Origin of the sequence: Asticcacaulis excentricus (genome assembly GCF_003966695.1) — a bacterium.
Lineage (GTDB): Bacteria > Pseudomonadota > Alphaproteobacteria > Caulobacterales > Caulobacteraceae > Asticcacaulis > Asticcacaulis excentricus_A.
On sequence record NZ_AP018827.1, the window covers coordinates 1,328,263 to 1,352,981 of the forward strand.

Here is a 24,719-nt window from a genome sequence, read left to right on the forward strand (position 1 = left end):
CTCCTCCCCTGTCGCGAAGCGTACGGGGGAGGTGGCCTCTGAGCGTCAGCGAAGAGGACGGAGGGGGCGATATCCCAACTCATCCCAGCCCCCCGAAACTGATGAACTTGGTCTCCAGAAACTCCTCAAGGCCTTCGACCGCGCCTTCGCGGCCCAGACCCGATTCCTTGACCCCGCCAAAGGGCGCGACCTCGGTGGACATGACCCCGTCATTGAGGCCGACCATGCCCGCCTCAATGGCCTGCGTGACGCGCCAGCCGCGCTTGATGTCCGTCGTGAAGGCATAGGCCGCCAGACCGAACGGCGTGTCATTGGCCAGAGCGATCCCTTCCGCTTCGGTATCAAACGGATAGAGCGCCGCCACCGGGCCGAAGATTTCCTCATCAAACATACGGGCCTCACGCGGCACGTGGGTCAGTATGGTCGCCGGGAAGTACAGCGGCCCCTGAGCGTCATCGACCTTGCCGCCCAGCACGACCCGCGCCCCCTTCGCCACCGCGTCTTCGACCAGTTGCGTCACCTTGGTCGCCGCCTTCTGATTGATCAGCGGCCCAAGGCCTGTGCCCTCTTCCCAGCCCGGCCCGAGTTGCAGGCGTTTGGCTTCGGCGGTCAGGCGTTCGACAAAGGCGTCATAGATGCCGCGCTGCACGAAGATGCGGTTGGCGCAGACGCAGGTCTGCCCCGAATTGCGGAACTTCGACAGGGCCGTCGCCGGGACTGCGATATCGAGGTCGGCGTCGTCAAACACCACCACCGGCGCATTACCGCCCAGCTCCAGCGAGATCTTCTTAATCGTCGAGGCGCACTGTTCATAGAGCGTTTTGCCGACCGGGGTGGAACCGGTGAAGGAGAATTTTTTGATGCGCGGATCGGTGGTCAGGACCTTACCCACCTCGGCCCCGCTGGCCGCCGTCACAATGTGGATCAGGCCTTCGGGCACCCCGGCCCTGTCGGCCAGTTGCTTCAGCGCCAGCGCGCTCAGAGGCGTGTCTTCGGCGGGCTTCAGCACCGCCGCGCACCCGGCGGCCAGCGCCGGCCCCAGCTTGCGCGTGAGCATCGACAGGGGGAAGTTCCACGGGGTCACCGCGCCAACCACACCCACCGGCTGCTGGAGGGTCAGCAATTGTTTGCCCGCCACCGGGGCCGGGATGGTGCGGCCATAGGCGCGCTTGCCCTCTTCGGCGAACCATTCGATGAAGCCCGCCGCATAGGCCACTTCGCCGCGCGCTTCCTTAATGGCGCGGCCCTGTTCCAGCGACACCAGAAGGCCCAGTGCCTCCTGATTCTGCATCAGCAGATCGTGCCATTTTTCCAGAATCCTGGCGCGTTCCTTGGCGGTCTTGGCGGCCCATTCGGGCATGGCGGCCTGAGCGGCGGCGATGGCGGCCTCGGTCTCTTGCGCCCCCATATCGCGCACATAGGCCAGCACCTCGCCGGTCGATGGGTTGTACGAGGCAAAGGCCTTATAGGCGGGCGGCGTCTGGCTGATGGCGTCGCCGAGGATGTCGAGAATGGCGGGGGTGAGTTTCATGGCTTTATACCGTATAGCTGATCGAGACGGACTTCAGATCGGCATACTTATATAGGGCGTGCAGGCTGCGATCGCGACCAAAGCCCGACTGTTTAAAGCCCCCGAAGGGCAGCGTAATGTCACAGGCGTCCCAGCCATTGACCCAGACCAGCCCGGCCTTGAGCCGTTTCGCCGCCCGCATGGCGCGCCCGACATCCGCCGTCCACACCCCGGCCGCCAGCCCATAGACGGTATCGTTGGCCAGTCGGAAGGCCTCGGCTTCGCCCTCAAAGGTCAGGACCGACAGGACCGGCCCGAACACCTCTTCGCGGGCCAGCACATTGTCCGGCCTGATGCCGTCAATGAGCGTCGGCTCGACATAGAAGCCGCCGGTGTCGCGCATGACCCGGCTACCGCCCAGCCGCACCGTGCCGCCCCCCGCCTGCCCCTTGGCGATATAGTCAAGCGCCGTGTTCATCTGACGCTCGGAGATCATGGCTCCGAAGGCGGTTTGCGGGTCGAAGGGGTCGCCGACCCTGATGGTCTTGGCCACAGCGATGACCTTTTCGAGGAAGGCGTCCTTGATGGCGGCTTCGACGAACAGGCGCGAGGCCGCCGTGCACACCTGACCCTGATTGTAGAAGACGCCCCAGGCAGCGTTCTGGGCCGCCGCCTCAAGGTCCGGGCAGTCGGCAAAGACGATCTGCGGCGACTTGCCGCCCAATTCCAGCGAGACGCGCTTGAGGTTCGACTCGGCCGACGCCTTCATCAGTTGCCGCCCCACCGGGCCCGACCCGGTGAAGGCGATCATATCGACCTCCATATGGCGGGCCAGCGCGTCCCCGGCCTCAGGACCGAAGCCGGTCACCACATTGAACACGCCGGCGGGCAGTCCGGCTTCGATGGCCAGCGCCGCCACATAGAGCGCCGTCAGGGACGATAGCTCGGCGGGTTTGAGCACCACCGAATTGCCCATGGCCAGCGCCGGCGCGACCTTCCACATGGCCATGTGCAGCGGGAAGTTCCACGGCACAATGGCCCCGATCACCCCCAGCGGCTCGTGTTCGGCATAGGAGAACCGGCCCTGCGGCGCGGGCGCCACCTCGCCATAGATCTTGTCCAGCGCCTCGGCATAGTAACGCACGCTGTTGATGGCCAGAGGGATATCGACGGCGCGCGCATCGCGGATCGGCTTGCCCGTATCGAGACATTCGAGCAGGGCCAGAGTTTCCGCGTGCGCCGTCATCAGATCGGCCAGGGCGTGCAGCACCTTTTTCTTGGCCTTGGGGGCGACGTGGTGCCAGCGCCCGTCTTCGAAGGCCTGACGCGCCGCGCGCACCGCCGCATCCACATCGGCGGCGTCACAGGCGGGCAGCCGGTTGATCAGGCTATGGTCGCGCGGCGTGTGATTATCGAAGGTGCGCCCGGACGCCGCCGCCGTCCATTGCCCGTCGATAAAGGCCTTGTCGGGTCTGAAGACGGCTTTCAGGGCCGCAAGCACCCCGGACAGGTCGGCAGCAGGCGTGGCAATCGGCGCGGGCAGCATGGCAAAACCTCCGGCAATTTGTGATCACAAATGGAGCACGCGATACGGCGAAGTGTCAATCCCTTCTCCCCGCTAGCATGGAGAGGAGGCTAGGCCCGCAACGCCTCCAGCATCAGTTCCATACCCTCGTGCACGTCGTCCGACATATGCTGGCGCACGGCCGCGGCGTCGCCGGTTTCAAAGGCGCGGATCAGTTCCTGATGGTGGTCCTGCGGCAGTTGCACGGTCCCCAGCCGCCCGAAGACCACGCGCATGAACGGTCCCGATTGCAGCCATAACGTCTTGGCCATATCGAGAAACAGGTCCGCCTGCGCCAGCCGGTAGATGCGGAAATGGAAGGCGTGGTTGGCCTGCATATAGCCATCGACATCGCCCTTACCCAGCGCCGCCATCAGGCGCTGATCGTCGGCCTTCAGCTCGGCAATCGTGTCCTTCGTCATCGCCGCCACAGCGCGGAAGGCCAGTTCCGGCTCGACCCACTGGCGTGCCATCATCAATTGCTTCAGGCGGTCTTCGGAAAGCGAAGGCACGCGCAGGCGCTTGTTTGAGGGCTGAAGCTCAAGGGCCTTCTGCGCGATCAGGCGGCGCACCGCCTCGCGCACCGGCATGGGGCTGACGCCCAGCCCGCTGGCCAGCGTCCGGAGCGAGACCGACTTGCCCGGCGGAATCTGCCCCTGAATCAGCAGGTTGGCCAGCGCCTCATAGACCTGATCGTGGACGGAGGCGTCCTCGTCGCGCCCATCGACCCCGGTGCTCAGCGCGTTGGGCGGAAAGACGTTCAGCGCCGGAAAGGTCATAGAGACGGCCTCGAAAATGTGATCACAAAATAGGGAAACGGCGCACAAAAAGACTGGCAGAGCTGTGTATAGCCTGTAAGCTGTGGACGGACAATTGAAATGCCTGTTGTTTAAGGGAGGCCCGGCTATGGAGGCGTCTGATCATTTCCCCTCACCCGACGCGCTGAGTTCGTTCTGGATGCCCTTCACGCCCAACCGGGCCTTCAAATCCGGGCGGCACAAGCTGCTGGTCGAAGCCGACGGCATGTACTACCGCAGCCACGACGGGCGTGAGATTCTGGACTCCACGGCGGGCCTGTGGTGCTCCAATGCCGGGCATAACCGGCCGAAAATCACGGCGGCTATCCAGACACAGGCGGCAGTGCTGGACTTCGCGCCGACCTTCAATATCGCCCACCCGCTGGCGTTTGAATTTACCCACAAACTCAGCCACATCCTACCCTACGACCTGAAAAAGGTCTTTCTGACCAATTCCGGCTCGGAGGCCGCCGATACGGCGCTGAAGATCGCCCTGGCCTATCACCGGATGCGCGGCAATGGCGCCAAGACGCGCCTGATCGGGCGTGAGCGCGCCTATCACGGCACCGGCTTTGGCGGCATCAGCGTCGGCGGCATCGTCAAGAACCGCATGCACTTCGGCACGCTGCTGACCGGCGTCGATCACCTGCCGCACACCCACCTGCCGCAGAATGTTTTCTCAAAAGGCGAGCCGGAGCACGGGGCCGATCTGGCCGACGCGCTGGAACGGCTGGTGACGCTGCACGACGCCTCGACCATCGCGGCTGTTATTGTTGAGCCGGTGGCCGGTTCGACCGGCGTGCTGATCCCGCCGAAGGGCTACCTGAAACGCCTGCGTGAGATTTGCGACAAACACGATATTCTGCTGATCTTTGACGAGGTGATCACCGGTTTCGGGCGGCTGGGGACGCCGTTTGCGGCGGACTATTTCGGCGTGCGCCCGGACCTGATCTGCATGGCCAAGGGCATCACCAATGCCACCGTGCCGATGGGGGCCGTCGGCGTGTCGAACCGCATCTACGACACCTTCATGCAGGCCTCGGAAACCCCGATCGAGCTGTTCCACGGCTATACCTATTCCGGCCACCCGCTGGCCTGCGCCGCCGGGATTGCCACGCTGGAAACCTATGAAGAGGAGGGCCTGTTCGCCCGCGCCGCTGAAATTTCGCCCTATTGGCAGGAGGCCGTCCATGGTTTACGCGACGCGAAGCACGTCATCGACATCCGCAATCTGGGCCTGATCGCCGGGATCGAGCTGACGCCGCGCGAAGGGGCCCCCACGGCCCGCGCGCTTGAGGTGTTTGACCGCTGTTTTGAGGCGGGTCTGCTGATCCGCGTCACCGGCGACATCATCGCCATGTCACCGCCGCTGATCATCGAAAAGGCGCACATCGACCGTATCGTCGAAACCCTGCGCCGCGTGCTGGATCAGACGGCTTAAATCACCGACACGATCAGCGCGAATAGGCCAAAGATCGCGCAGCCCAACACATTGACCCACCGCCCGCCCAGTTTGCGCACCGGCGGGGCAAAGCGCGCGACCAGCAGGATCAGCACCAGCCAGATGGCCCACAGCCCCTCCGGCTTATCCTCACCATTGAGGATCATCCCGCCCCACAGAAACAGGATCGACAGCAACCAGTAGAGCGGTGCGCAGATGACACCCGTCATGTGCCACAGGGCGGCGATCAGCGTTTTCATCAATGAGCCTCGGCTTTTACGGAATTCTTACGGAATCGCGCGGATATCCTTGCCCTAAAGCTCGCCAAACGGCCATAGTGTGCCGCACAATCGATCTGTTCATTTCAAGGGGCGTGTCATGTTTAATCTGTCGGAACAGCTATCTGAGCTGCGGACCACCCTGATCGTCGTTGTCCTGATGGTCGCCGCGGCCATTATCGGTCTCGCCTGGGCCAGTATCGGCCTGTTCAACGCCCTGCAAATCTGGCTGGGGCCGATCTGGGGGCCGGTGGCGCTGGGCGGCGTGATGATCCTGCCGCTGATCCTCTATGTGCTGGTGAAGCAGGCGGGCAAACGCCGCCGCGAGGAACAGCAGGCCCTGCTGAAGGCCCAGACTCAGGCCGCTCACGCGCAATCGGCTATCGTGCATATCCAGCGCATCCTTGATGCCCTCAAAGGGCGCTCGCCCGTGCTGGCCAGCGCCGCCGCCGTCGCCGCCGGGCTTCTGGCCTCGCGCTTCCCGTCGCTGCTGGCCATCGTCTCTGAGCTGATTTCGGCCTGGGGCGAGGACATGCGCCGCCGCGACGCCGAACGCGACGACGACTGATTGGTGGAAACGCAGGCCTGAGGGGCTTGCCAGTCCCGGCAAAAGCCGATAACTACGCGTCCCTCACCCGCTGCGATCCGTCGCAAAGCGTGCCCCTGTGGTGAAATGGTAGACGCGCCGGATTCAAAATCCGGTACCGATAGGTGTGTCAGTTCGAGTCTGACCAGGGGCACCATTTTATATTTTCGCAGAAAATATAAAATGGATCTTAGTTTGCGCTCAGAGGCTTCACCCAGATTTCGTAAAAGACGGGCTATGCCCTTTGGGGCGCCGCGCAGGCTGCACTCCCGCCCATTAACCCCGTTTCTAAGCCCCTCCTTAAGCCATACGGTTTATTATCCACAGGCCGGGTGCCGAACGCGCCGGTGACAGGTGGCGCAAGATGATCGCTTTTCATACCGCAGCGGCGGGGGCCCTGAACGCGACGCGGATGTTTGACCGCGCCGCGACGAAGGTGGCTCAGTCCGCTGGCGGCGATACGAACACCCTGTTGGGGGCCGTGGTGGATCAGTCTGAGGCGCGCACCGCCTTTGCCGCCAATCTGGCCGTGATGAAGACCGCCGAAGAGATGACCGGCCGATTGCTGGACATGAAGATATAACGGTTTGACGTCTCTGCGCAGGGGATTGGCGCGGGGCCCCGTATAAGGGATATCTTTCCTCCAACGGACGGTTACCCCAATGAAAAAGACCCCGCTTCTGATCGCTTCCGCACTGTTCCTGCTGCCGGCCGCCGCTATGGCGCAGACCGATGGCCAAACCCCGCCGCCAGGCGGCTGGGGCAATGGCGGCCCCGGCCCGCGCATGACCCCTGATGAGCGTTTTGCCCGCATGGACACCAATAAGGACGGCTTTATCACCCGCGATGAATTCAAGGGCCGCCGCCCCGAAGCCTTCGATATGATGGACGCCAACAAGGACGGCAAGCTGACCAAGGACGAAATGATCGCCTTCATGAAAGAGCGCATGGGTCCGGGCGGTCCGCGTGGGGGAGGCCCGCGTGACGGGGGCGCATCGTCGTCTTCATCCTCTTCGAGCGGAGGGAACTAAGGCCCATGCGACCCGTCGTCTTCAGCCTGATGGCCGCTGGCCTTATAATGGCGGCCTCCCCCGTCTTCGCGCAAGCCACCCTGTGGCAGGAGCGGATGCAGGAACACCGCAAACGCGCCGACGAGATGCGTGACAAATTCGAGGAGCGCCTGTTCAAACGCACCGACGCCAATCAGGACAATTTCATCTCACGCGAGGAATTCCTGAAACAGGCCAATGAGCGTTTCGACCGCCTCGACGTCAATAAAGACGGCAAGCTGTCGCGCGAAGAGGTGCGGGCCGAACTGAAAGGTCCCAAGCGCCCGCCGGAGCCCAAGGACAAGTGATGCGCGATACGGTAGGTGATGCGCAGCTTATGCGGCTGACGGCGGAGGGTGATGCCGCCGCCTTCCGTCAGCTCGTGGCGCGTCACCTACCGCGTGCGCACGCCGTGGCTTACCGCGTTCTGCTCAACCGGGAGGACGCCGAAGACGCCGTGCAGGCGGCCTTCACCAAGGTGTGGGCCAATGCCGGGCGTTATGAGCCGGACCGCTCGGCCTTTTCTACCTGGCTTTATACCATCGTGACCCGCGCCTGCCTCGATCGGGCGCGGCGTTTCAAGCCCAAGACCCAGTCGATCGACGACTGGGCTGAGGCGCTGAGCGATGGCGACCCGGATGCGGAAACGCAACTGTCGCAGCGGCAGGCCGCCGGGGCCGTGCGCGCTGCCGTGGCGCAACTGCCGCTCAATCAGCGTATGGCCGTGGCCCTGTGCTATTTCGAAGGCTTCAGCAATGCCGAGGCCGCCCAGAGCCTCAATATGAGCGTAAAAGCGGTGGAATCGCTGCTCGTGCGGGCAAGACGGCAGTTGAAGACTGTGTTAGGAGTAAAGGATGACTGAGTTCGAGCGCACATTGCAGCAGTGGAAGACCCCGCAACCGGCGACGGGATTGTCTGACCGCATTGCGCGTGAGGCCATGCGCCAGCCGCAGGGCTTTGCCTGGCGCGAAGTGGCGCAACGCAGCCTGACCGAATGGCGCTACGGTCTGGTCTATAAGGCCGCCGCACTGGCCGCCTGTGTCGTCATCGGCGTCGGCGTATCGGTCAGCCTGAACCAGCCCGCGGCGCAGGAGGCCGATCTCGACGAACTGGCCTTTATCGTCGGAATCTGAGGCGTCGCTATAATTCTGCCGCTTACCGGCATTAGGATGTCACCCTGAACCGGAGGTGACCTCATGCGTAAGACCCTGATCTGGCTGATCCCCGCCCTGAGCCTCTCGGCCCTGCCCGCTATGGCCGAAACCGTCGCGCCGCCCAAGACCGCAGCCGAAAAACAGGCCCTGCGCAGCCGACTTGATGCCGAAGTCGATAAGCAGTTCCGCAAGACCGACAGCAACAGGGACGGCAAGATTTCGCGCGCCGAACTGACGGCGGTAAGCCCCAAAAACGCGGCCTATTTCGATCTGGTCGATATGAACCGCGACGGGACGCTCAGCCGCGAAGAACTGAGCGCCGTGGCCAGCCTGATGTTTGAAAACTGGGTGGCGAAGAACGGGTAACCGGCCACAGGATGTAAAAATCTGGCCACGAAAAGCACGAAAAGACACAAAAAATTTGAATCCCGAAGGACCGACAGGTCCTTCATATCCACCTTAGTCAAGGGCGCTGCGCGCCGTTACGTGGCTATGATGTTCGTGTCTTTTCGTGTTTTTCGTGGCCAAAATTTCAGGGCCAAGGTCTGCTGAAAACTTAGACCGCCTTCACCGTGCGGATCGAAAACTGCGACACCAGCTTGGACACGCCCGGCATGGTCGAAAGCACGTCGCGGTGCACGTCCTCATAGGACAGGCTTTCGCGCAGCACGATTTTCAGCAGGTAATCCGCCTCACCCGACATCAGGTGGCATTCTTCGACGGCGGCGATCTGCACCACCGCCTTTTCGAACTTTTCGAAGGTTTCGCGGCGCTGGTCCTGAAGCGTGACGTGCACGAAGACCATGCCCTGCTTGCCATGCACGCTTTCAGCAATCACCGCGCGGTAACCAGTGATGATGCCGCGCTGTTCCAGCAGCTTGACGCGACGGTGCGCCGCCGAGGGGCTGAGGCCCACCTTTTCCCCCAGCTCCGCCGCCGTGGCCCGCGCGTCATTGCGCAAAACCTTGATCAGTTCGCGGTCAAAGGAATCGAGATCGGAAAATTTATCAGCGTTCGCCATGGAATTGAGAATATATCCCACAAATCGGCAGCACAAGCCACATAATTGCAAGAAAATCCACCGAAATTCGTATCATTATCTACCACATAAGCGCACGCCGAAAAGTGGATACCGGTTTTCGGGATTTCGTGCGCGCGGAACCAAAACGTGATCACAAAAGTGGCGGAGGACTCCCATGAAAATCAGCGTGCCGAAGGAAATCAAGAACCACGAATACCGCGTCGGGCTGACGCCGGGCAGCGTGGCGGAACTCACCCACCACGGGCATCAGGTCTTTGTTGAAACACAGGCCGGTGCGGGCATCGGTTTCAGCGACGCCGACTATCAGGCCGCCGGAGCCACCATCGTGGATACCGCCGAAGCCACGTTTGCGGCGGGTGACCTGATCGTCAAGGTCAAGGAACCGCAACTGCACGAATGCGCCTGGCTGAAACCGCATCAGACCCTGTTCACCTATCTGCACCTCGCCGCCGACAAGCCGCAGGCCGAGGCGCTGATGGCGTCGGGCGCCACCTGCATCGCCTATGAAACCGTGACCGAGGCGCAAGGCGGCCTGCCGCTGCTGCGCCCCATGTCGGAGGTCGCCGGGCGTATTTCGGTGCATGTCGGGGCCAGCTATCTGCACAAGGCCTATGGCGGACGCGGCGTGCTGATGGGCGGTGTGCCGGGCGTCGAACCGGCGAAGGTCGTCATCATCGGCGCGGGCGTTGCGGGCATCAACGCGGCGCAGATGGCCGCCGGGCTACAGGCCGACGTGACCGTATTCGACGTCTCGGCGCACAAGCTGATCGAGATTGACCGCCTGTTCCACGGCCGCGTCAAGACCGCCTATTCGGCGCGCGCCGCTCTGGCCGCTGCCGTGGCTGAGGCCGATCTGGTCATCGGGGCGGTGCTGATCCCCGGCGCGGCAGCACCCAAGCTGGTGACGCGCGACATGCTGAAGACCATGAAGCCCGGCGCGGTGATGGTTGATATCGCCATTGATCAGGGCGGCTGTTTTGAAACCTCGCACCCGACCACGCATCAGGATCCCATCTTCCTCGTCGATGGCATTGTGCACTATTGCGTCGCCAACATGCCGGGGGCGGTGGCGCGCACCTCGACTCTGGCGCTCAATAACGCCACCCTGCCCTTCGTGGTGAAGATGGCGAAGCTGGGCGTCGCCGAGGCGCTGGCTGCCGATACGCACCTGAAAGCCGGGCTGAATGTGGCGGGCGGCCATATCCGCCATGCCGCCGTGGCCGACGCGCTCGGCCTGCCGTTTGTCAGCTAGATCATTATGATTTCTTTTAGAAACATAATGATCTAGCTTTTGTTTCGCCCCTCGCCGGGCGGTGGCTTCGCCACCTTGGCCGCCGCCTCAATGGCGGCTTGAGCGGAGCGATTCCCTCAGACATCATTCTGCTAAAAGGGTGCGGCGTCCTGCCGCACCTTGAAGCTATTTTTTTCGAGCTGAAGGTCTGGAAATCCGTCTGGGTGACCCTATCTACAGCTTACCAACCGGTCAGACGTCCCCCCCCCCCTGAACTGTCCGGCTGAAGATGGCGCTTGAGACTTCCCCCCTGGTCTCAAGCGCCTTTTATATTTTAATCTCTTGTTCTCTTATATGTTTGCCGCACAGAATGCGCGAGGCGATAATAATGCGCCTGCGTCCATACCTGTTCAATGCTCTGACTTACACTCGCGGCCGAAGGTGCTGAGCGTATCCGACCGTTGAAACCTCGATAATGTCTCGAAGTATCAGCGACATGAGACATTATACAAAGGCATACCAGGAGTCATTTCCAATCACCCTCGGTATTATCTGACGGGCTCGGTCTTTCCGGAAGTCACGGCGTAGGTCAAAGTGCGCGCGTCGAGTACGAGAGCACGATCTACAAACAATTTGTTGCCCGTCATACCGCCCATGCCCGTGGCACGCATGAGCATATTTTGCATAAAGCTGGTCCCTTCGATATAGGTCGCCGAACCCAACGGTATTTCCGTAGCGCCGAAACGGATACGGCTTTTGGTAGGGGCCATGTGTGCGGTCAGCGTTTTGCCCCAGCTATTTACCGGAAAGGTTGTTGCACCGGCGCCGTTACTGGTCATGCGCTGCCAGGTTGTTTTGTCGGTCAAGAGGGCAAAAGCACTGGACCCCGTATCCAGCATAAGCTGTGTTTTCTTACCGTCGATAGCGACGTCTTGCAGTATAACGCGGCGCTCCTTGAAGGTGAACGGACTCATGGCACTGGAAAGCACCACCCCCTCCGGCACATGGTCACCCAGGAAGAGGTCCTTATTGGTATAATCTATGACGAGGACCCGTCCATCCAGCAAATCTGACCCTATGGTCCCGATAACATCGATAGACTCCGGATTATCCCAATCGATAGCTGAGGTTTCACCCACCTTGCGGACTTTGATGCGGTCCGATGAGAGCGTCAGATTACCGACACGGAACTCTACTTTGCTCGCAAAGGCCGCATCCCCTTCGGTTACGGTTGGCCATCTCCCAAGCCGCTCTTGAAGGCTCTTGAGTTTGTTGGCCTTCAATACGGTGGATGGCGTGCCCAGATCGAATTGCATGTAAAGCGTCTTCGGACTGCCTTCGATCACAACGGGCACAAGAAGGGCAGAATGGGGTTCAAGTCGATCCCCGAAGCGCGATTGCGCCCATTCGAAGGAAAAGTGCGTATTGAGACCGGATACTTTCAGCGTGTTTGGCGGCGCCTTATACTGGGCTGCGGCACATCCAGCGATCAATAAGCCCCCGGTGAACAGCAAAAGTGAAACTGTCAAAAACTGAATAGCGCGCTTCATGAAAACGAAATCCCCATCTGAACAGCCCGCGAAGGTCCGAGAGTTTGAGGTTAACATGATCTCGAACCCTGAAAATCTCAGGCATAACTCTGCAAAGCTTTACACGACAAGGTTGACCTAGAGTAATGCCGAATCTGTATCGGACGCGGCAAATCGGCAACGCTATAAGCGATTGCAGGTACAGTCCGTTTGCGCGCGAAGATGCAGTTTGCCGCCTCTCCGCCAAAATATAAGCCCCCTACGTCGGCCATTTCGGCAGGGCGTGGGTCATTAGCGGCCAAAGATTATTACGCGCCGCCTGCGCGGGACGCGCATTGTTGCGGTCGGTCGGCGCGGGCAGGGTCACGGCGGGCGAGGTCCGCATCGTCTGCCCCGGATAGTAGTCCATATGGTCGAAATTGCGGTCCACCGCCGGATCGAGCCACAGGAAGGTCGATGGAATCTGATAGTTTGATACATTGGCCGGGCGCGGTTTGGCCCCCGTCAACCCCAGAGCGGCGGTCAGCGGCGCGTCGATTTCACCCGTAAAGGTCGCCGCAAAATTGCCCGGCGGATAGGCAAGCATCAGAATCTTGTCAGCCTTTGAGGCCAGAATAGAGATGCGCTCGGCCTTGGCCTCCACGCCCTTATAGCGTTTGGCAAAGGCGTTGGCATTGACCGCCGGGGCCGTCAGGCACACCTCGCGGAAGCGACGCTTGACCGTCTTCAGGCACTCCAGACCGACCCGACCGCCCAGACTGTGCGAGATGAAGTTTACCTCAGCCGCCGCGCCGCAATGGGTATCGACCAGCTCAGCGAGGCGTTTACCGGCGGCGATCGCATCGTGGTGCTCGGTGATATAGTTGAGCGGCGTGCCCCCCTCGCCCGGCCACAGCACGCCGATGACCAGATAGCTCTCATCGAGGCTGAGGAACTGCCGCACGCCAGACAGGGCGTTCAGACCATCGCGCATGGTCACATTGTAGCCATGCGTCACAAAGACCAGCCGGCGGTTGGCCACATAACGGCCCAGCAGCGCCACATCGGTATAGGTCTGCACGCCGCTGGCATAGGGTTTGATCACCTCGCCATCGCGTTTGGTGACGTAATGCAGCCGCGCCTGCCCGAGGTCAGCGACCGTCGTGGTCCCCGGATTGGGGCCGCCGCGCACATCGAAAAACCACACGGCCTACCCCTTGCTCGTCACGGTTTTCAGGGCGTCGCTGGCCGCCCGCAGGGCCGAGGTCAGGTCCTTGGCAATCGGGGCCAGAGGCACGGCCAGCAGGCCCAGAATGGCCGCGCCCGCGAACACCACCCCCTCCGGCACGGTGTCATCGGCATAGGCAAAGGCCGCCCCGCACGCCAGCGCCAGCCCCAGCGACACCACCGCCGCCGACAGACGGGCCTTGGCGCGATAGTCGTGCGCTGCCAGCTCAAACGCGGCCTCCAGCCGCGCCCGCACCAGCGCGTCAAAGCGCCCCAGCGCATCAAAGGCCTGCTGCGTGCGCAGGGCCTCGGCGCGCGTCACCTCCGGCTCTGCGGCCTCCAGCGCCACCGGGCCGTCGGCCTCCAGTGGCGGCGCGGGCGGGTTCTTGATCAGGCGCACCGCGTCTTTCAGACTGGCCACCTCCACCGGCACAGGGGCAGACGCCTCCGACGAGGCCAGCTTCACGCCCGGCGCGCCCGTATCCAGCAGCCGGTCGAGCAGCGCCTGCGGGTTGTCGTCATTCAGCCCCAGCCGCACCATGGCGATCACCGTATTGATCTGCTGCTCGTGCGGCGTGCCATTCAGCCAGTAACCACGCAGCACCGGCTCCCACGAGCGCCCCAGCGCCACGCTGAGCGCCGGTTCCAGGGCCTCATAGACCGCCTTGATATGCTTGTAACCACAGGCGGACACCCCCCCACTGGGCAGTATCCCCCGCGACGCATCGACCAGCGCCGAGGCCGCCGTCCCGACCGCGCCGGTGGCCAAAATCACCGCCCCGGCGTGTTCAATAAGTTGTGTCGCCACCGTTGCATCGGCCATGACACCCCCCTCCGGATAAGCACAACTTCTGGATGATAACCACGTTACAAAACTTCTGTAAAGAGCGCGCAGCCCTTGCTTTGCGCCCCCATCCTTGTCACAGAGTCAGACAGGGAGCACAAATAATGACCGATATTTTTGCGGCCACGCTCGACGACCTGCCGCGCGTACAGGCGCTGGCGCGCGACATCTGGCCGGAATGTTTTGCGGGCATCCTGCCGCCGGAGCGCATCGGCCCGATGGTCGAAGCCATCTACGCGCTGGACACCCTGCGCGACGACGTGCAGGTGCGCGGGCATCGCTACTGGCTGGCGCAGGTCGATGGGCACGACGCCGGCTACGTTTCCGCCTATCCGGAGGGTGCGCGCCTGTGGCTGAAGAAGCTCTATCTGCGCCACACCTGCCGCGGCAAGGGCACAGGCAAAGCCCTGATCGCGACCGTCCTGAAGGCCTTTCCCGACGCCCGCGAACTGGCCCTCTATGTCAATGACGGCAATGCCCCGGCTATTGCCTTCTACCACGCGCAGGGCTTTGAGATCGAAGCCACCGTCCCTGTGCGCATGGGCCCGTTTGACTTTACCGACCACATCCTGCGCAAGGCCCTGTGATCTGATGGGACACGCCCTGAAATAATATTTCACAGGACGTGAATTTCATGGCACCTTGTCCACAGGCGTCACTGCCATTTGGAGGAATTGACACAGGGAAGACCCAAAGGCGCCCTGAAGTCTTGTTAAAGGCACCCCCGCTGCCAGGAAACGGAGGTCACACATGCCGAACCCGCCCAAAATCCGCCGCATCCGCACGGACGAACTGTTTATCGTGCGCGATCTGGCCATGCTGATCTGGCCGCGTCTTTACCGCAACGTCGTCTCCCCGGTGCAGATGGACGCCATCATCAGCGCCCTGTTCGACCTCGATACGCTGGAAGAAGATATGGACGAACGCGGCCACGTCTATTGGGTGGCCGAAGTGAACGGCAAGCCCGTGGGCTTCCTGTCCGCCGCCGCCGAAGACGGCCACGTCAGCGTGCACAAGATCTACGTCCTCGAAGACTATCGCGGTTTCGGTATCGGTAAGGCCCTGATGCAGGCCGCGCTTGGCCATTTCGACGACACGCGCACCCTGTCGCTGATCGTGCCCAAAGACCACGACCACGGTATCGGCTTCTCGCTGAAATCCGGCTTCACCTTCGATCACGAAGAACCCACCCGCGTCGGGGGCTATGACCTCACCAACTACGTGATGCGCAAAAGCCTTGATGCCGCGGTGGCGTCGTAGGGCCAAAGTCTGGATTGCAGGTTTTGGATTTCAAATTCTGGGGCCAGTTGGCCCCAGACCCCGTAAAGGGCGCTTTCCCTTATACCTCCCCAGCTTGCTGGGGTATAGCGCCAGCGAAAGTATAGCTTTCGCCAGCGTTGGGACCGCGCCCGCAGGGCGTGGTGGTGGGGTGTTCCTTGGCCCCCCAACCTCACCCCGCCCGCATCAGCGCCTCCAGAGACGGCCCGCCCAGCCACGCCTTCCACACGAACACCAGCACCCCGTGCAGCAGCACCGCCGGCCATAACGACCCGGTACGCCAGCGCATCAGCGCGCACCCCAGCCCGATCAGCCCGGCATTGAGCAGAAAAGCCGGATGCAGAAACAGGGTCGCGCCCGGCAACAGGACCAAGGCCTCAAATATGTGCCACAGCACGAAGATCAGCGTCCCCACCCCGATCCAAAGAACGGGCCGCGTGGTTTCGGTCTGCGCCGGGATCATCAGCCCACGAAAGACGATTTCCTCGCTGAACGCCGGGACCAGCATCACACTCAGCCACAACCCCAATAAGCCCGCCTGCGGCGACGCGACCCGCAATATACCGCTGCCAAAGCCAATCACCGCCACGGCCAGCGTCACCGCCGCCGACACCCCCACGCACCACGCCCAGTCCTTCAGCGCCGGCCAGACGATCAGGCTGCGCCCGGCGCCCGTTATCCGCTCGCGGATCAGGCGCAAAGGCGTCATTTGTTCGCCTCGGCCTCCAGCGCCGCCTTGCGCTCGGCCAGCAGGGTCTTGCCCTTGCTCTTATCGGCCCCGGTCATCTGCCCTTCCAGCGCCTTGAGCTTCTCTTTCGCCTCGTCATTCTTTTTCTCAGCCGACAGGCTGTACCACGCGAAGGCGCTGCCGCGATCCTGCGCCATACCCATGGCGTTTTCCGCCATGATCCCCAGTTGCAGCATGGCCGATCCATGCCCCTTCAACGCGGCCTTTTCAAACCAGCTTTTGGCGTCCGAATAAGAGGTTTTTACCGATAATCCTTTGAGGAACATGTAGCCGACATAGTACTGCGCATTGCCATCGTCCTGATCCGCCGCCTTGCGGAACCACTTATAGGCCTGATCATTATCGGCTTCAAGGAACTCGCCGGCAAAGTACATGTAGCCGAGGCTGTATTGCGCCTCAGCATTGTCCTGCATGGCCGACAGGCCGAACCATTTGAAGGCCTCGGCCAGGTCCGGTTCCACGTCCTTACCATAATAATAGACATCACCCAGTTCGTACTGCGCGTTGTCATCGCCCAGTTTCGCCGCCTTGATCAGCCATTCCCGGCTTTTGGCCGCGTCCTGGATCAGGCCTCCGCGTCCCTCGTCATAAAAGACAAAGACCTTATAGGCCGCCCCGGCCTGATCCTTGGTGGCCGCCTGCTGGTACCATTTCAGCGCCTCGGCATCGCTCTTGTCGCGGCCTTCGCCAAATTCGTACATGATCCCCAGATCGTACATGGCGTCGGCATCGCCCTTGTCTGCCGCCGTGCGGTAATGCGCATAGGCGGCCGCGAAATCGACCTTTTCGCCATAAAGGCCCAGCACCGCAATATTGCCCAGTTGCGCGTGCGCCCCGGCATGACCTTGCGCAGCAGCCTTTCTGTACCATTCGATGGCCTTGGCATTGTCTTCGGCGACGCCATAGCCGCCATCGTAGTAATAGGCGGTGCGGAACTGCGCTTCGGCCAGCCCGGCCTCTGCAGCCTTCTGCGCCCATGTGAAGGCCTCGGTCCAGTTGCGCTCCACGCCCTTGCCCGTGAAATAGAGCAGGCCCAGCGCGTGCATGGCCACCGGGTCGCCCTTGTCGGCGGCGGCCTTCACGGCGTCAAACGGCTTATCGGAAAAGGCGGTCGGCGCAGGCTTGTAAAAGGCCTGAGCGGCCAGCGCCGCATCGCCCACGAACAGGCCACCCGCGATCAGCAGCGCGGAACAGAAGGTTTTCAGAGACATAGGAGGCTCCCCCCGGAACAATAATACCGCCCCCTTGTGCCAAACCTGCCCCGGAAAATCCACTGTAAAGAGAGCTGGCCTTAGGTTTTCACTTGGTCGCGCAATTTTTCCGCAAAGTGCCAAGAAGCTTTTATGGCACTTTGTCGGAGTGCGCTCCAGCTTAACAAAAGGTAACCTTGCCCCCCTTTTGCAAGCGCCCGATTTCGCCTATGTGTAGAGACTACACACGGGCTTTTTAAGGGAGCTACCCTCGTGATCAAGCTGAAGCGTATTCTGGGTCTGTTTGCCGTCGCGGCCGCCGCCGTGAGCCTGACGGCCTGCGACGTCAACCGCATCCCGACTCAGGAAGAAAACGCCAAACGCGCCTTCTCTGACGTGCAGGACGCCTATCAGCGCCGCAACGATCTGGTGCCGAATCTGGTCGCCACGGTGCAGGGCGCGGCCATTGCCGAACGCGGCACCCTGACCGAAGTGGTCGAAGCGCGCGCCAAGGCCACCAGCGTCACGGTCGATGCCTCGACCATCACCGACCCGGCCAAGTTCCAGCAGTTCCAGCAGGCGCAGGACGGTATGTCTTCGGCACTGGGCCGCCTGATGGTCGTTGTGGAACGCTATCCGGACCTCAGGAGCCAGCAGAACTTCACCACCCTGATGTCGCAGCTTGAAGGCGCGGAAAACCGCATCTCCATCGCGCGCCGCGACTTCAATGCCGCGGCCCAGACCTATAACACCACCCTGCGTTCCTTCCCGCAGAACATTCTGGCCGGGACGATCCATTCGGGCGCCAAGCCGATGGAATATTTCAAGGCCGCACCGGGCGCCGACAAGGCTCCGACGGTGGACTTTTCGGGCCTGAACAACGCCGAAGCCTCGAAATAACCCTCTAAACAGAAGGCCGTCCCATGTCTCTCCCCGCCTCCGCCTTGCGGATCAGGACCGCATGGACGGCCTTTCTCTTCGTCTGTCTGACACTGTGGGCCTCCGCGGCCTTCGCGGCACCTGACTTCCCCAAGCTGACCGGGCGCGTGGTCGATCAGGCCGAACTTCTGACGCCCGAAGTCGAGGCGGACCTGACGGCCAAGCTGGCGGGGCTCGAAAACGCCACCACGGATCAGGTCGTCGTCGTCACGGTCAACAGCCTTCAGGGCTATGATATTGCCGATTACGGCTATCAACTGGGGCGCACCTGGGGCATCGGTCAGAAAGAGGCCAAGGCCACCACGGGCGTCGAGTCCGAAGCCGGTGGTCAGTTCAAAAACAATGGCGTCCTGCTGATCGTTGCGCCCAATGAGCGCAAGGTGCGTATCGAGGTCGGCTATGGTCTCGAACCGGTCATTACCGACGCCTATTCGTCCGTGATCATCCAGAACGCCATCCTGCCGGCCTTTCGCGAAGGCGATTACCAGACCGGTATCGTCAAGGGCACGGATGAGATCATCGCCCAGCTTTCGGCCGATCGCGGCACCGCCATCGAAAAGGCGCGTCAGGTCGCTCAGCAGCCGGTGCACAAGGCGGAGCGCTTCCCCGTGTGGATCATCATCGTCGTGGTGCTGTTCCTGATTATCTTCGGGCGCGGCTGGCTGCCCTTCTTCATCCTGGAGGCCCTGCTGCGCGGCGGCGGGGGTGGCGGCTGGAGCGGCGGCGGCGGCGGTGGTTTCAGCGGCGGCGGCGGCAGCTTCGGCGGCGGCGGTTCGTCGGGTAGCTGGTAGAGGGAAAGACGGACATGCCTTTGAACATCGACCACGCCCGCATCAATGCCGCCATCGCCCGCGCCGAAACGCAGACGGCCGGTGAAATCACCTGCGTTATCAAGAAAACGGCGCTCGACTATCCGGAAACGCCGCTGATGTGGGCGGCGGCTTCGGCCTTTATCCTGCCGCTGATCTTTCTGGGGCTGGGCGTGTGGCCGCACGACTGGCTGGGGCCGGTCTTGAGCGCCCTTGCCGGGTGGAATGCCCCCAATGTCACGGGCGAATTGCTGGCCGCCGAAGCGATCATCTTCTACGCCCTGACGCAATTGCTGCTGTTTGCCGTCGTCTATCTGCTGGTCAGCGTGCCCAAGGTGACGCTGTGGCTGACGCCGCGCTTCATCACGCGCCGCCGCGCCCACAAAAAGGCGCTGGAACAGTTTCTGGCGCGCGGCCTGCACCTGACCGAGGCGCGCACCGGCGTGATGATCTTCTGCGCCCTTGAGGAACGCTTTGTCGATGTGATTGCGGATGAGGGCATCTATTCGCGCGTGGACAAGAGCGAATGGAACGCCACGGTCGCCGCTCTGGTCAGCCATATCAAAAAGGGCGACCTGACCACAGGATTTGAGGCCGCCGTGGAACGCTGCGGCGTGGTGCTGAGCGCCCACTTCCCGCCGGGGGCCACCAATGCCAATGAATCGCCCGACGTGCTGATCGAGATTTAACCCCAGTCCGTCCGATCGATGGTAATGATTATTCCTGCCAAAATCAGGAGCGGTACGGGAATTAGTGCGTAGGGAATAAAAGCGTTCAGCTTCAATGCGCTCAACCCAAAAATCAGCATAAAGCACAGGCCTGTGCAACCGATGCCGAAGAGGACTAACAGCCAACCCTCTTTCCGTGTCGGCCATATACCGAGCCATGAACCCCGGAACCAGTAATGATCCGGTCCCCGGTCATCATAGGGTTTGCTTTTGTTTCCCATAGCCACCTCCGGATAGAGTGACCATATTCACCCAGAATTTTAGCTAAGGCGAGATGATTTAGGTTGAAATGACATGCCGCTTTAGCGCCTCCCTGTCGAGTAGCGATGAAGCGGAGAATATGCGACTGGCCTTCCCCACTGATCCCGTGTACACACCGCCGCCCTTTTGTGTGTCTTCGGCGGAACCTCCCATGTCTTTGCGTCCCTATTGCGGTATAGACTTCGGCACCTCCAATTCGGCGGTCAGCGTCGGTCGCGGTGATCAGGTGCAGCTTGTCCCCGTTGAAGGCGACGCCGTCACCCTGCCCTCGGCCCTCTTTTTTAATACCGAAGAAGACCACCTCAGTTTTGGACGCAAGGCGATTGCCGAATATCTCGACGGCTATGAGGGTCGCCTGATGCGCGCCCTGAAATCCGTGCTCGGCAGCCATCTGATTGGCGAAACCACTCAGGTCGGCACCAAGCGCAAAAACTTCCGCGAGATCATTGGCCTCTATATCGCCCATGTGAAACAGGCCGCCGAACGCCACGCCGGTGAGCCCATCGAAGACGTGGTGCTGGGCCGTCCCGTGCACTTTGTCGATGACGATGAAGAGGCTAATCAGCGTGCCGAAAACGAACTGCGCGGCATTGCCGAGGCGCAGGGCTTTAAGACCATCCGCTTCGAATACGAACCTCTGGCCGCCGCCCGCGATTACGCCAGCCGCCTCAGCGCGCGTGAAACCGTGCTGGTGGTCGATATCGGCGGCGGCACTTCGGACTTTTCCGTCCTCAGCCTGTCACCCGACCATTCGGATATTCTGGCCAATACGGGTGTGCATATCGGCGGCACCGACTTCGACCGCCTGCTGAGTATGGATACGGCCATGGTCGATATGGGCTGGAAGTCGAAGCTGAAAAGCGGGCTCGACATGCCGGGCCTGACCTATCATCAGCTTTCGACCTGGCACCTGATCAACTTCCTCTACACGCAAAAGGTCATGCACAGCGTGCGCGAACTGCACCATCTGGCTGAACGCCGCGACCTGACGCAGCGCCTGATCAAGGTGCTGGAAGACCGCATGGGCCACGCCATCGCCAGCCGCATCGAAGCCGCCAAGATCGCCTTGTCCTCTGATGCGGTTACGCATATCGACTATGGCGATATCGACGCCGGCTGGGTGTCGGACGTGAGGCGCGAGACGCTGATCACGGCCACGGCGCGCGAAGTGGCCAGGGTGGTGGCCACCGCCTTGCTATGTGTGGAAAAGGCCGGCCTTAAGCCGGACGCCATCCATACCCTGTTCATGACCGGCGGTTCGACCGCCATGCCGGGCTTTGAGGCCGCCATGCAGGCCGCCTTCCCCGCCGCCAGCATCAATTACGGCGACCGCTTTTCATCGGTGGCGTCGGGTTTGGGTCTGGCGGCACGGGCGGCGTTTAAAACCTGATCGAAGCTTAAATTGCACAGCCTGTTCAGGCCATGCGAGTTTTGCGGATACTAAAGACAAAGAGTATCAAGAACACAAACACACTGCCTGAGGCGATGTATTTGCCCCATTCGAAGCCGCGTTCGATCAATGCGACACCTGTGCCGACACCGCCACCGATGCAAAGAATTTCCCCCAGAGTCAGCAGATAACCCTGCCAAGTGATCGGCCACCAGAAGCCGAACGGTCCCCACTTGAACAGAAACCATGCCCCTCGAATTTTAGGCGTTGGACGCTTCTGATCCCACAAGGGTTTGGATTTCGAAAATTCAGCCATGAGTGGAGATTAACTAAGCTCGACCCTCTGTCAATGCGAATGAATAGAGCCAAAATCCGTTCCGGTGTGCTGCTTTACAGACCTTCTCCGATACGGCATTGAGTCCCGGCCATAAATTTCAGGTTTCAGGGTTTGAGGCCTTGCCATCCTCCCCCGGCTTCTGTATTAACGCGCTAACACAGTAACACACATGACTGACAAGCCTGCCAAGACCCCGCAATCCTTCGCCGCCGATGAGGCGGAGCTGGTCCGCGCCCTTCTGACGCTCAAAACAGCCGAAGAGGTGCGCGCCTTTCTCGACGACCTGTGTACGCCGTCGGAAATCCGGGCCTTTGCCGAACGCTTCAAGGTCGCGCGTCTGCTGGACGAAAACGCCCTCTCCTACCGGGACATCTCGGAACGGACGGGGGCATCGACCACCACCGTCACCCGTGTGGCGCGCTTCCTGCGCGACATGCCGCACAAGGGCTACCGGCTGGTGATCGACCGATTGAACCAAGAAAGTCACTAAAGTTCTATGCCTTCCGAAACCCTCAGACTGCGTATCGCCGTTCAGAAATCCGGCCGTTTGGCCGACCGTTCGCTGGAGCTGATTTCCGGGGCGGGCCTGCGCGTCATGAAGGGCGCCAATGAGTTGCTGTACCGCATCGAGAACCAGCCCATCGACCTCCTGCGCGTGCGCGACGACGACATCCCGACCTTTGTGGCCGATGGTGTCGCCGAACTCGGCATCGTCGGTTACAACGTGCTGGCCGAACACTTCCCGGAAGATGACCTCGAAGAGCGCATCGTCATGCGCCTCGGTTTTGGCAAGTGCACGCTGAAGATCGCCGTGCCGGACAGCGTCACCTATGAGGGCCCCCAAAGCCTCGAAGGCAAGCGCATCGCCACCTCCTACCCGAATATTCTGGGCAAATGGCTGAAGGACCGGGGCGTCAGCGCCACCATCGTCGAAATGCGCGGCGCGGTCGAGGTGGCCCCGCGCATGAAGATCGCTCACGCTATCTGCGACCTCGTCTCGACCGGCGCGACGCTGGAGGCCAATGGCATGAAGGCCGTCGATCTGGTGCTGGCCTCCGAAGCCGTGCTGATCAAGGCCCCGCACGCGCCGCCGGCCGATCTGGCGCACGTCTATGACATGCTGCTGCGCCGTTTCGATGGCGTCACCGCGTCGAACGGGGCAAAATATGTGATGCTGAACGCACCGCGTGAGCATCTGAACGAGATTATCGAGTTGATCCCCGGTGCCGACGCCCCGACCATCATGCCGCTGGCCGGGCGCGAAGACACGGTGGCCGTCCATGCGGTGTGTCAGGAAAATGTGTTCTGGGACACGCTGGACAAGCTCAAGGCGGCGGGCGCTTCGGCGATCCTCGTCCTGCCGATCGAAAAGATGATGAAGTAGGTGTCGCGGACACCCTTTTAGTTAGGCCTGCGGCACCGCAGGCGGGTATGCACCATGAAGACCTTTATCTGGAACGACCTCAGCGCTTCTGAGCGCAAGTCGGCGTTGTCCCGTCCGGAAAACCGGCGCGACGCCCGCGTGCTCGAAACGGTGAAGACCATTTTCGACGACGTCGAAGCGCGCGGCTTTGAAGCCGTCACGGACTGGGCGACGCGGCTCGACGGTCACGCCCCCGTGCGGGTCGAGCTGACGCGCGGTCTGGTCGATGAGGCGCGCGCCAATCTGAGCGCCGAAGACCTCGCCGCCATGGAACTGGCCGTCGAACACGTGCGCGCCTTCCACGCCGCTGAGCTGCCGTCCGCCGGGCCGGTCATCGCCCCGTCGCAAGGTCTGTCGCTTCAGCGCGTCTATCGCCCGATCTCGACCGCCGGCCTCTATGTGCCGGGTGGCACCGCGCCGCTGTTTTCGACCCTGATCATGACCGCTGTGCCCGCTCTGGTCGCCGGTGTGCCCAACAGAGTCTGCGTCACCCCGCCAGCCAAGGACGGCTCGCTGCACCCGATGATGATCGCGGCCGGGGCCGCTGCCGGTCTTGAGGCCGTGTGGCGCGTCGGCGGCGCGCACGCCATCGCCGCCATGGCTTTGGGCGCACTGCCTGACGTCCCGGCAGCGGACAAGCTGTTCGGGCCGGGTAACAAGTACGTCGCCGAAGCCAAACGTTACGCCACCGAGCGCATCTCCGGCATCGCCATCGACATGCCCGCCGGGCCGTCGGAGCTGATGGTCATTGCCGACGCTTCGGCCAATGCGAAGCTGATTGCCGCCGACCTTTTGTCACAGGCCGAACACGACGCCGATGCGCAGGTCGTGCTGGTGACGCTGGACGCGGATCTGATCACCGCCGTCGCCGCCGAGCTTGCGGCGCAACTGGCGACCCTGCCGCGCGCCGCCATTGCCCGCGCCTCGCTGGAGCAGGCCCGCCTGTTCGTGGTCGATAGCCTTGAGGCCGCCGCCGAAGTCGCCAACCTCTACGGCCCCGAACACCTGGCGCTTCAGGTGGCCGATCTCGACGCCCTGATCCCGCAACTGACCGCCGCCGGAACGGTATTCGCCGGGACCTATGCCGCCGAAACCTTCGGCGACTATGCGGCGGGCCCCAGCCACGTCCTGCCGACCGACGGCGCGGCACGGGCCTGGGACGGCATCACCATCCGCTCCTTCCTGACCAGCTTTGTGGTGCAGCGCGCCACCAAACAGGGCGCGGCGACCATTGCGCCCGCCGCTGCCCGTCTGGCGCGTCTGGAAGGCCTCGAAGCACACGCGCTGGCAGCAGATTTCAGGCTGGAGGTTTAAAATGACACTGTTGTGCACTGCCGCCAGCTTTTTAAGTTGCGCTACCGCTTCGCTGCCTGAGCGCAGGGCGG

29 protein-coding genes and 1 tRNA gene are annotated in these 24,719 nt (G+C 62.0%); 19 read left to right on the forward strand and 11 right to left on the reverse strand.

Annotated elements, in window-relative coordinates:
• Positions 1-79 precede the first annotated feature (79 nt).
• From EM6_RS06175 to EM6_RS06185, 3 genes are all read right to left on the reverse strand, one after another.
• A complete protein-coding gene (locus tag EM6_RS06175; protein ID WP_126421067.1) occupies positions 80-1,531 on the reverse strand; it encodes an NAD-dependent succinate-semialdehyde dehydrogenase in 1,452 nt (483 codons plus the stop codon).
• Positions 1,532-1,535: 4 nt separating this feature from the next.
• Positions 1,536-3,056, reverse strand: a complete 1,521-nt coding sequence (locus EM6_RS06180) for an aldehyde dehydrogenase (RefSeq protein WP_126421069.1) — start codon at positions 3,054-3,056, stop codon at positions 1,536-1,538.
• A gap of 89 nt (positions 3,057-3,145) precedes the next feature.
• Positions 3,146-3,853: a GntR family transcriptional regulator gene (locus tag EM6_RS06185; RefSeq protein WP_126421071.1), complete on the reverse strand. Its 708-nt coding sequence runs from the start codon at positions 3,851-3,853 to the stop codon at positions 3,146-3,148.
• 127 nt (positions 3,854-3,980) lie between these two features.
• Here EM6_RS06185 and EM6_RS06190 point away from each other — a divergent pair, with 127 nt between their 5' ends.
• The gene (locus tag EM6_RS06190; RefSeq protein ID WP_126421073.1) at positions 3,981-5,312 is read left to right on the forward strand and encodes an aspartate aminotransferase family protein; all 1,332 of its coding nucleotides are present in this window, start codon (positions 3,981-3,983) and stop codon (positions 5,310-5,312) included.
• Here the strand turns inward: EM6_RS06190 and EM6_RS06195 are convergent.
• A complete protein-coding gene (locus EM6_RS06195) occupies positions 5,309-5,572 on the reverse strand; it encodes a hypothetical protein (RefSeq protein WP_126421075.1) in 264 nt (87 codons plus the stop codon). The genes EM6_RS06190 and EM6_RS06195 overlap by 4 nt on opposite strands.
• Before the next feature lie 118 nt (positions 5,573-5,690).
• Here EM6_RS06195 and EM6_RS06200 point away from each other — a divergent pair, with 118 nt between their 5' ends.
• The 8 genes from EM6_RS06200 (at position 5,691) to EM6_RS06235 (ending at position 8,745) form a co-directional block, all read left to right on the forward strand.
• Entirely contained in the window at positions 5,691-6,158 is a 468-nt protein-coding gene (locus tag EM6_RS06200) for a hypothetical protein (protein ID WP_126421077.1), read from the forward strand.
• A gap of 91 nt (positions 6,159-6,249) precedes the next feature.
• Positions 6,250-6,333, forward strand: a tRNA-Leu gene (locus EM6_RS06205).
• A gap of 207 nt (positions 6,334-6,540) precedes the next feature.
• Positions 6,541-6,759, forward strand: a complete 219-nt coding sequence (locus EM6_RS06210) for a hypothetical protein (protein WP_126421079.1) — start codon at positions 6,541-6,543, stop codon at positions 6,757-6,759.
• Between the two features lie 79 nt (positions 6,760-6,838).
• Positions 6,839-7,207 (forward strand): EF-hand domain-containing protein, encoded by a 369-nt coding sequence (locus EM6_RS06215; protein WP_126421081.1) that lies wholly within the window; start codon positions 6,839-6,841, stop codon positions 7,205-7,207.
• 5 nt (positions 7,208-7,212) lie between these two features.
• Positions 7,213-7,533, forward strand: coding sequence for a hypothetical protein (locus EM6_RS06220; RefSeq protein WP_126421083.1), 321 nt, complete (start codon positions 7,213-7,215; stop codon positions 7,531-7,533).
• Entirely contained in the window at positions 7,533-8,087 is a 555-nt protein-coding gene (locus EM6_RS06225; protein ID WP_197723564.1) for a sigma-70 family RNA polymerase sigma factor, read from the forward strand. The genes EM6_RS06220 and EM6_RS06225 overlap by 1 nt, the downstream gene beginning before the upstream one ends.
• The gene (locus tag EM6_RS06230; protein WP_126421085.1) at positions 8,080-8,358 is read left to right on the forward strand and encodes a hypothetical protein; all 279 of its coding nucleotides are present in this window, start codon (positions 8,080-8,082) and stop codon (positions 8,356-8,358) included. The genes EM6_RS06225 and EM6_RS06230 overlap by 8 nt, the downstream gene beginning before the upstream one ends.
• Positions 8,359-8,421: 63 nt before the next feature.
• Entirely contained in the window at positions 8,422-8,745 is a 324-nt protein-coding gene (locus EM6_RS06235; RefSeq protein ID WP_197723613.1) for a hypothetical protein, read from the forward strand.
• Between the two features lie 190 nt (positions 8,746-8,935).
• On the opposite strand, the gene EM6_RS06240 is transcribed toward EM6_RS06235, so the two are convergent.
• On the reverse strand, positions 8,936-9,400 hold the full coding sequence (locus EM6_RS06240) for an Lrp/AsnC family transcriptional regulator (RefSeq protein WP_013479302.1): 465 nt from the start codon (positions 9,398-9,400) through the stop codon (positions 8,936-8,938).
• A 175-nt stretch (positions 9,401-9,575) separates the two neighbouring features.
• Between EM6_RS06240 and ald the strand changes: the two genes are divergently transcribed.
• A complete protein-coding gene (gene ald, locus EM6_RS06245; protein ID WP_126421087.1) occupies positions 9,576-10,673 on the forward strand; it encodes an alanine dehydrogenase in 1,098 nt (365 codons plus the stop codon).
• Between the two features lie 527 nt (positions 10,674-11,200).
• On the opposite strand, the gene EM6_RS06250 is transcribed toward ald, so the two are convergent.
• The 3 genes from EM6_RS06250 to EM6_RS06260 all read right to left on the reverse strand — a co-directional run bounded on the left by EM6_RS06250 (position 11,201) and on the right by EM6_RS06260 (position 14,210).
• Positions 11,201-12,202 carry a hypothetical protein gene (locus EM6_RS06250; RefSeq protein WP_126421090.1) on the reverse strand — a complete coding sequence of 334 codons (1,002 nt, stop codon included), beginning with the start codon at positions 12,200-12,202 and terminating at the stop codon, positions 11,201-11,203.
• Between the two features lie 238 nt (positions 12,203-12,440).
• Entirely contained in the window at positions 12,441-13,367 is a 927-nt protein-coding gene (locus tag EM6_RS06255; RefSeq protein ID WP_126421092.1) for an alpha/beta hydrolase, read from the reverse strand.
• Between the two features lie 3 nt (positions 13,368-13,370).
• Positions 13,371-14,210, reverse strand: coding sequence for a hypothetical protein (locus EM6_RS06260; protein ID WP_126421094.1), 840 nt, complete (start codon positions 14,208-14,210; stop codon positions 13,371-13,373).
• A 125-nt stretch (positions 14,211-14,335) separates the two neighbouring features.
• Here EM6_RS06260 and EM6_RS06265 point away from each other — a divergent pair, with 125 nt between their 5' ends.
• Both EM6_RS06265 and EM6_RS06270 read left to right on the forward strand, forming a co-directional pair.
• The gene (locus EM6_RS06265; RefSeq protein WP_126421096.1) at positions 14,336-14,818 is read left to right on the forward strand and encodes a GNAT family N-acetyltransferase; all 483 of its coding nucleotides are present in this window, start codon (positions 14,336-14,338) and stop codon (positions 14,816-14,818) included.
• Positions 14,819-14,981: 163 nt separating this feature from the next.
• Positions 14,982-15,491 (forward strand): GNAT family N-acetyltransferase, encoded by a 510-nt coding sequence (locus EM6_RS06270; RefSeq protein WP_126421098.1) that lies wholly within the window; start codon positions 14,982-14,984, stop codon positions 15,489-15,491.
• 190 nt (positions 15,492-15,681) lie between these two features.
• Here EM6_RS06270 and EM6_RS06275 read toward each other — a convergent pair whose 3' ends face one another.
• Both EM6_RS06275 and EM6_RS06280 read right to left on the reverse strand, forming a co-directional pair.
• Positions 15,682-16,218, reverse strand: a complete 537-nt coding sequence (locus EM6_RS06275; protein WP_126421100.1) for a type II CAAX prenyl endopeptidase Rce1 family protein — start codon at positions 16,216-16,218, stop codon at positions 15,682-15,684.
• Positions 16,215-17,468, reverse strand: coding sequence for an SEL1-like repeat protein (locus EM6_RS06280; RefSeq protein WP_126421102.1), 1,254 nt, complete (start codon positions 17,466-17,468; stop codon positions 16,215-16,217). Before EM6_RS06280 ends, EM6_RS06275 begins: the two co-directional genes overlap by 4 nt.
• Positions 17,469-17,720: 252 nt before the next feature.
• Here EM6_RS06280 and EM6_RS06285 point away from each other — a divergent pair, with 252 nt between their 5' ends.
• The 4 genes from EM6_RS06285 to EM6_RS06300 all read left to right on the forward strand — a co-directional run bounded on the left by EM6_RS06285 (position 17,721) and on the right by EM6_RS06300 (position 21,574).
• Complete coding sequence (locus tag EM6_RS06285; protein WP_126421104.1) at positions 17,721-18,347, forward strand: LemA family protein; 627 nt, start codon at positions 17,721-17,723, stop codon at positions 18,345-18,347.
• Between the two features lie 23 nt (positions 18,348-18,370).
• Positions 18,371-19,177, forward strand: coding sequence for a TPM domain-containing protein (locus tag EM6_RS06290; protein WP_126421106.1), 807 nt, complete (start codon positions 18,371-18,373; stop codon positions 19,175-19,177).
• Between the two features lie 14 nt (positions 19,178-19,191).
• Positions 19,192-19,884, forward strand: a complete 693-nt coding sequence (locus tag EM6_RS06295) for a TPM domain-containing protein (RefSeq protein ID WP_126421108.1) — start codon at positions 19,192-19,194, stop codon at positions 19,882-19,884.
• A 451-nt stretch (positions 19,885-20,335) separates the two neighbouring features.
• On the forward strand, positions 20,336-21,574 hold the full coding sequence (locus tag EM6_RS06300; protein WP_126421109.1) for an Hsp70 family protein: 1,239 nt from the start codon (positions 20,336-20,338) through the stop codon (positions 21,572-21,574).
• 25 nt (positions 21,575-21,599) lie between these two features.
• On the opposite strand, the gene EM6_RS06305 is transcribed toward EM6_RS06300, so the two are convergent.
• A complete protein-coding gene (locus tag EM6_RS06305; RefSeq protein WP_126421111.1) occupies positions 21,600-21,890 on the reverse strand; it encodes a hypothetical protein in 291 nt (96 codons plus the stop codon).
• 190 nt (positions 21,891-22,080) lie between these two features.
• Here EM6_RS06305 and EM6_RS06310 point away from each other — a divergent pair, with 190 nt between their 5' ends.
• Genes EM6_RS06310 through hisD form a run of 3 tightly spaced genes read left to right on the forward strand, consistent with a single transcriptional unit; the run spans position 22,081 to position 24,648 of the window.
• Positions 22,081-22,401 (forward strand): YerC/YecD family TrpR-related protein, encoded by a 321-nt coding sequence (locus EM6_RS06310; protein WP_126421113.1) that lies wholly within the window; start codon positions 22,081-22,083, stop codon positions 22,399-22,401.
• Positions 22,402-22,407: 6 nt separating this feature from the next.
• Entirely contained in the window at positions 22,408-23,295 is an 888-nt protein-coding gene (gene hisG / locus EM6_RS06315) for an ATP phosphoribosyltransferase (RefSeq protein WP_126421115.1), read from the forward strand.
• 54 nt (positions 23,296-23,349) lie between these two features.
• Positions 23,350-24,648: a histidinol dehydrogenase gene (hisD, locus tag EM6_RS06320; protein WP_126421117.1), complete on the forward strand. Its 1,299-nt coding sequence runs from the start codon at positions 23,350-23,352 to the stop codon at positions 24,646-24,648.
• Positions 24,649-24,719: the final 71 nt, after the last annotated feature.

What these genes read in the sequence shown, in the direction of transcription:
- EM6_RS06175 (WP_126421067.1), bottom strand. Translation starts at nt 1,531, where the DNA reads ATGAAACTCACCCCCGCCATTCTCGACATCCTCGGCGACGCCATCAGC.
- EM6_RS06180 (WP_126421069.1), bottom strand. Translation starts at nt 3,056, where the DNA reads ATGCTGCCCGCGCCGATTGCCACGCCTGCTGCCGACCTGTCCGGGGTG.
- EM6_RS06185 (WP_126421071.1), bottom strand. Translation starts at nt 3,853, where the DNA reads ATGACCTTTCCGGCGCTGAACGTCTTTCCGCCCAACGCGCTGAGCACC.
- EM6_RS06190 (WP_126421073.1), top strand. Translation starts at nt 3,981, where the DNA reads ATGGAGGCGTCTGATCATTTCCCCTCACCCGACGCGCTGAGTTCGTTC.
- EM6_RS06195 (WP_126421075.1), bottom strand. Translation starts at nt 5,572, where the DNA reads ATGAAAACGCTGATCGCCGCCCTGTGGCACATGACGGGTGTCATCTGC.
- EM6_RS06200 (WP_126421077.1), top strand. Translation starts at nt 5,691, where the DNA reads ATGTTTAATCTGTCGGAACAGCTATCTGAGCTGCGGACCACCCTGATC.
- EM6_RS06210 (WP_126421079.1), top strand. Translation starts at nt 6,541, where the DNA reads ATGATCGCTTTTCATACCGCAGCGGCGGGGGCCCTGAACGCGACGCGG.
- EM6_RS06215 (WP_126421081.1), top strand. Translation starts at nt 6,839, where the DNA reads ATGAAAAAGACCCCGCTTCTGATCGCTTCCGCACTGTTCCTGCTGCCG.
- EM6_RS06220 (WP_126421083.1), top strand. Translation starts at nt 7,213, where the DNA reads ATGCGACCCGTCGTCTTCAGCCTGATGGCCGCTGGCCTTATAATGGCG.
- EM6_RS06225 (WP_197723564.1), top strand. Translation starts at nt 7,533, where the DNA reads ATGCGCGATACGGTAGGTGATGCGCAGCTTATGCGGCTGACGGCGGAG.
- EM6_RS06230 (WP_126421085.1), top strand. Translation starts at nt 8,080, where the DNA reads ATGACTGAGTTCGAGCGCACATTGCAGCAGTGGAAGACCCCGCAACCG.
- EM6_RS06235 (WP_197723613.1), top strand. Translation starts at nt 8,422, where the DNA reads ATGCGTAAGACCCTGATCTGGCTGATCCCCGCCCTGAGCCTCTCGGCC.
- EM6_RS06240 (WP_013479302.1), bottom strand. Translation starts at nt 9,400, where the DNA reads ATGGCGAACGCTGATAAATTTTCCGATCTCGATTCCTTTGACCGCGAA.
- ald (WP_126421087.1), top strand. Translation starts at nt 9,576, where the DNA reads ATGAAAATCAGCGTGCCGAAGGAAATCAAGAACCACGAATACCGCGTC.
- EM6_RS06250 (WP_126421090.1), bottom strand. Translation starts at nt 12,202, where the DNA reads ATGAAGCGCGCTATTCAGTTTTTGACAGTTTCACTTTTGCTGTTCACC.
- EM6_RS06260 (WP_126421094.1), bottom strand. Translation starts at nt 14,210, where the DNA reads ATGGCCGATGCAACGGTGGCGACACAACTTATTGAACACGCCGGGGCG.
- EM6_RS06265 (WP_126421096.1), top strand. Translation starts at nt 14,336, where the DNA reads ATGACCGATATTTTTGCGGCCACGCTCGACGACCTGCCGCGCGTACAG.
- EM6_RS06270 (WP_126421098.1), top strand. Translation starts at nt 14,982, where the DNA reads ATGCCGAACCCGCCCAAAATCCGCCGCATCCGCACGGACGAACTGTTT.
- EM6_RS06275 (WP_126421100.1), bottom strand. Translation starts at nt 16,218, where the DNA reads ATGACGCCTTTGCGCCTGATCCGCGAGCGGATAACGGGCGCCGGGCGC.
- EM6_RS06280 (WP_126421102.1), bottom strand. Translation starts at nt 17,468, where the DNA reads ATGTCTCTGAAAACCTTCTGTTCCGCGCTGCTGATCGCGGGTGGCCTG.
- EM6_RS06290 (WP_126421106.1), top strand. Translation starts at nt 18,371, where the DNA reads ATGTCTCTCCCCGCCTCCGCCTTGCGGATCAGGACCGCATGGACGGCC.
- EM6_RS06295 (WP_126421108.1), top strand. Translation starts at nt 19,192, where the DNA reads ATGCCTTTGAACATCGACCACGCCCGCATCAATGCCGCCATCGCCCGC.
- EM6_RS06300 (WP_126421109.1), top strand. Translation starts at nt 20,336, where the DNA reads ATGTCTTTGCGTCCCTATTGCGGTATAGACTTCGGCACCTCCAATTCG.
- EM6_RS06305 (WP_126421111.1), bottom strand. Translation starts at nt 21,890, where the DNA reads ATGGCTGAATTTTCGAAATCCAAACCCTTGTGGGATCAGAAGCGTCCA.
- EM6_RS06310 (WP_126421113.1), top strand. Translation starts at nt 22,081, where the DNA reads ATGACTGACAAGCCTGCCAAGACCCCGCAATCCTTCGCCGCCGATGAG.
- hisG (WP_126421115.1), top strand. Translation starts at nt 22,408, where the DNA reads ATGCCTTCCGAAACCCTCAGACTGCGTATCGCCGTTCAGAAATCCGGC.
- hisD (WP_126421117.1), top strand. Translation starts at nt 23,350, where the DNA reads ATGAAGACCTTTATCTGGAACGACCTCAGCGCTTCTGAGCGCAAGTCG.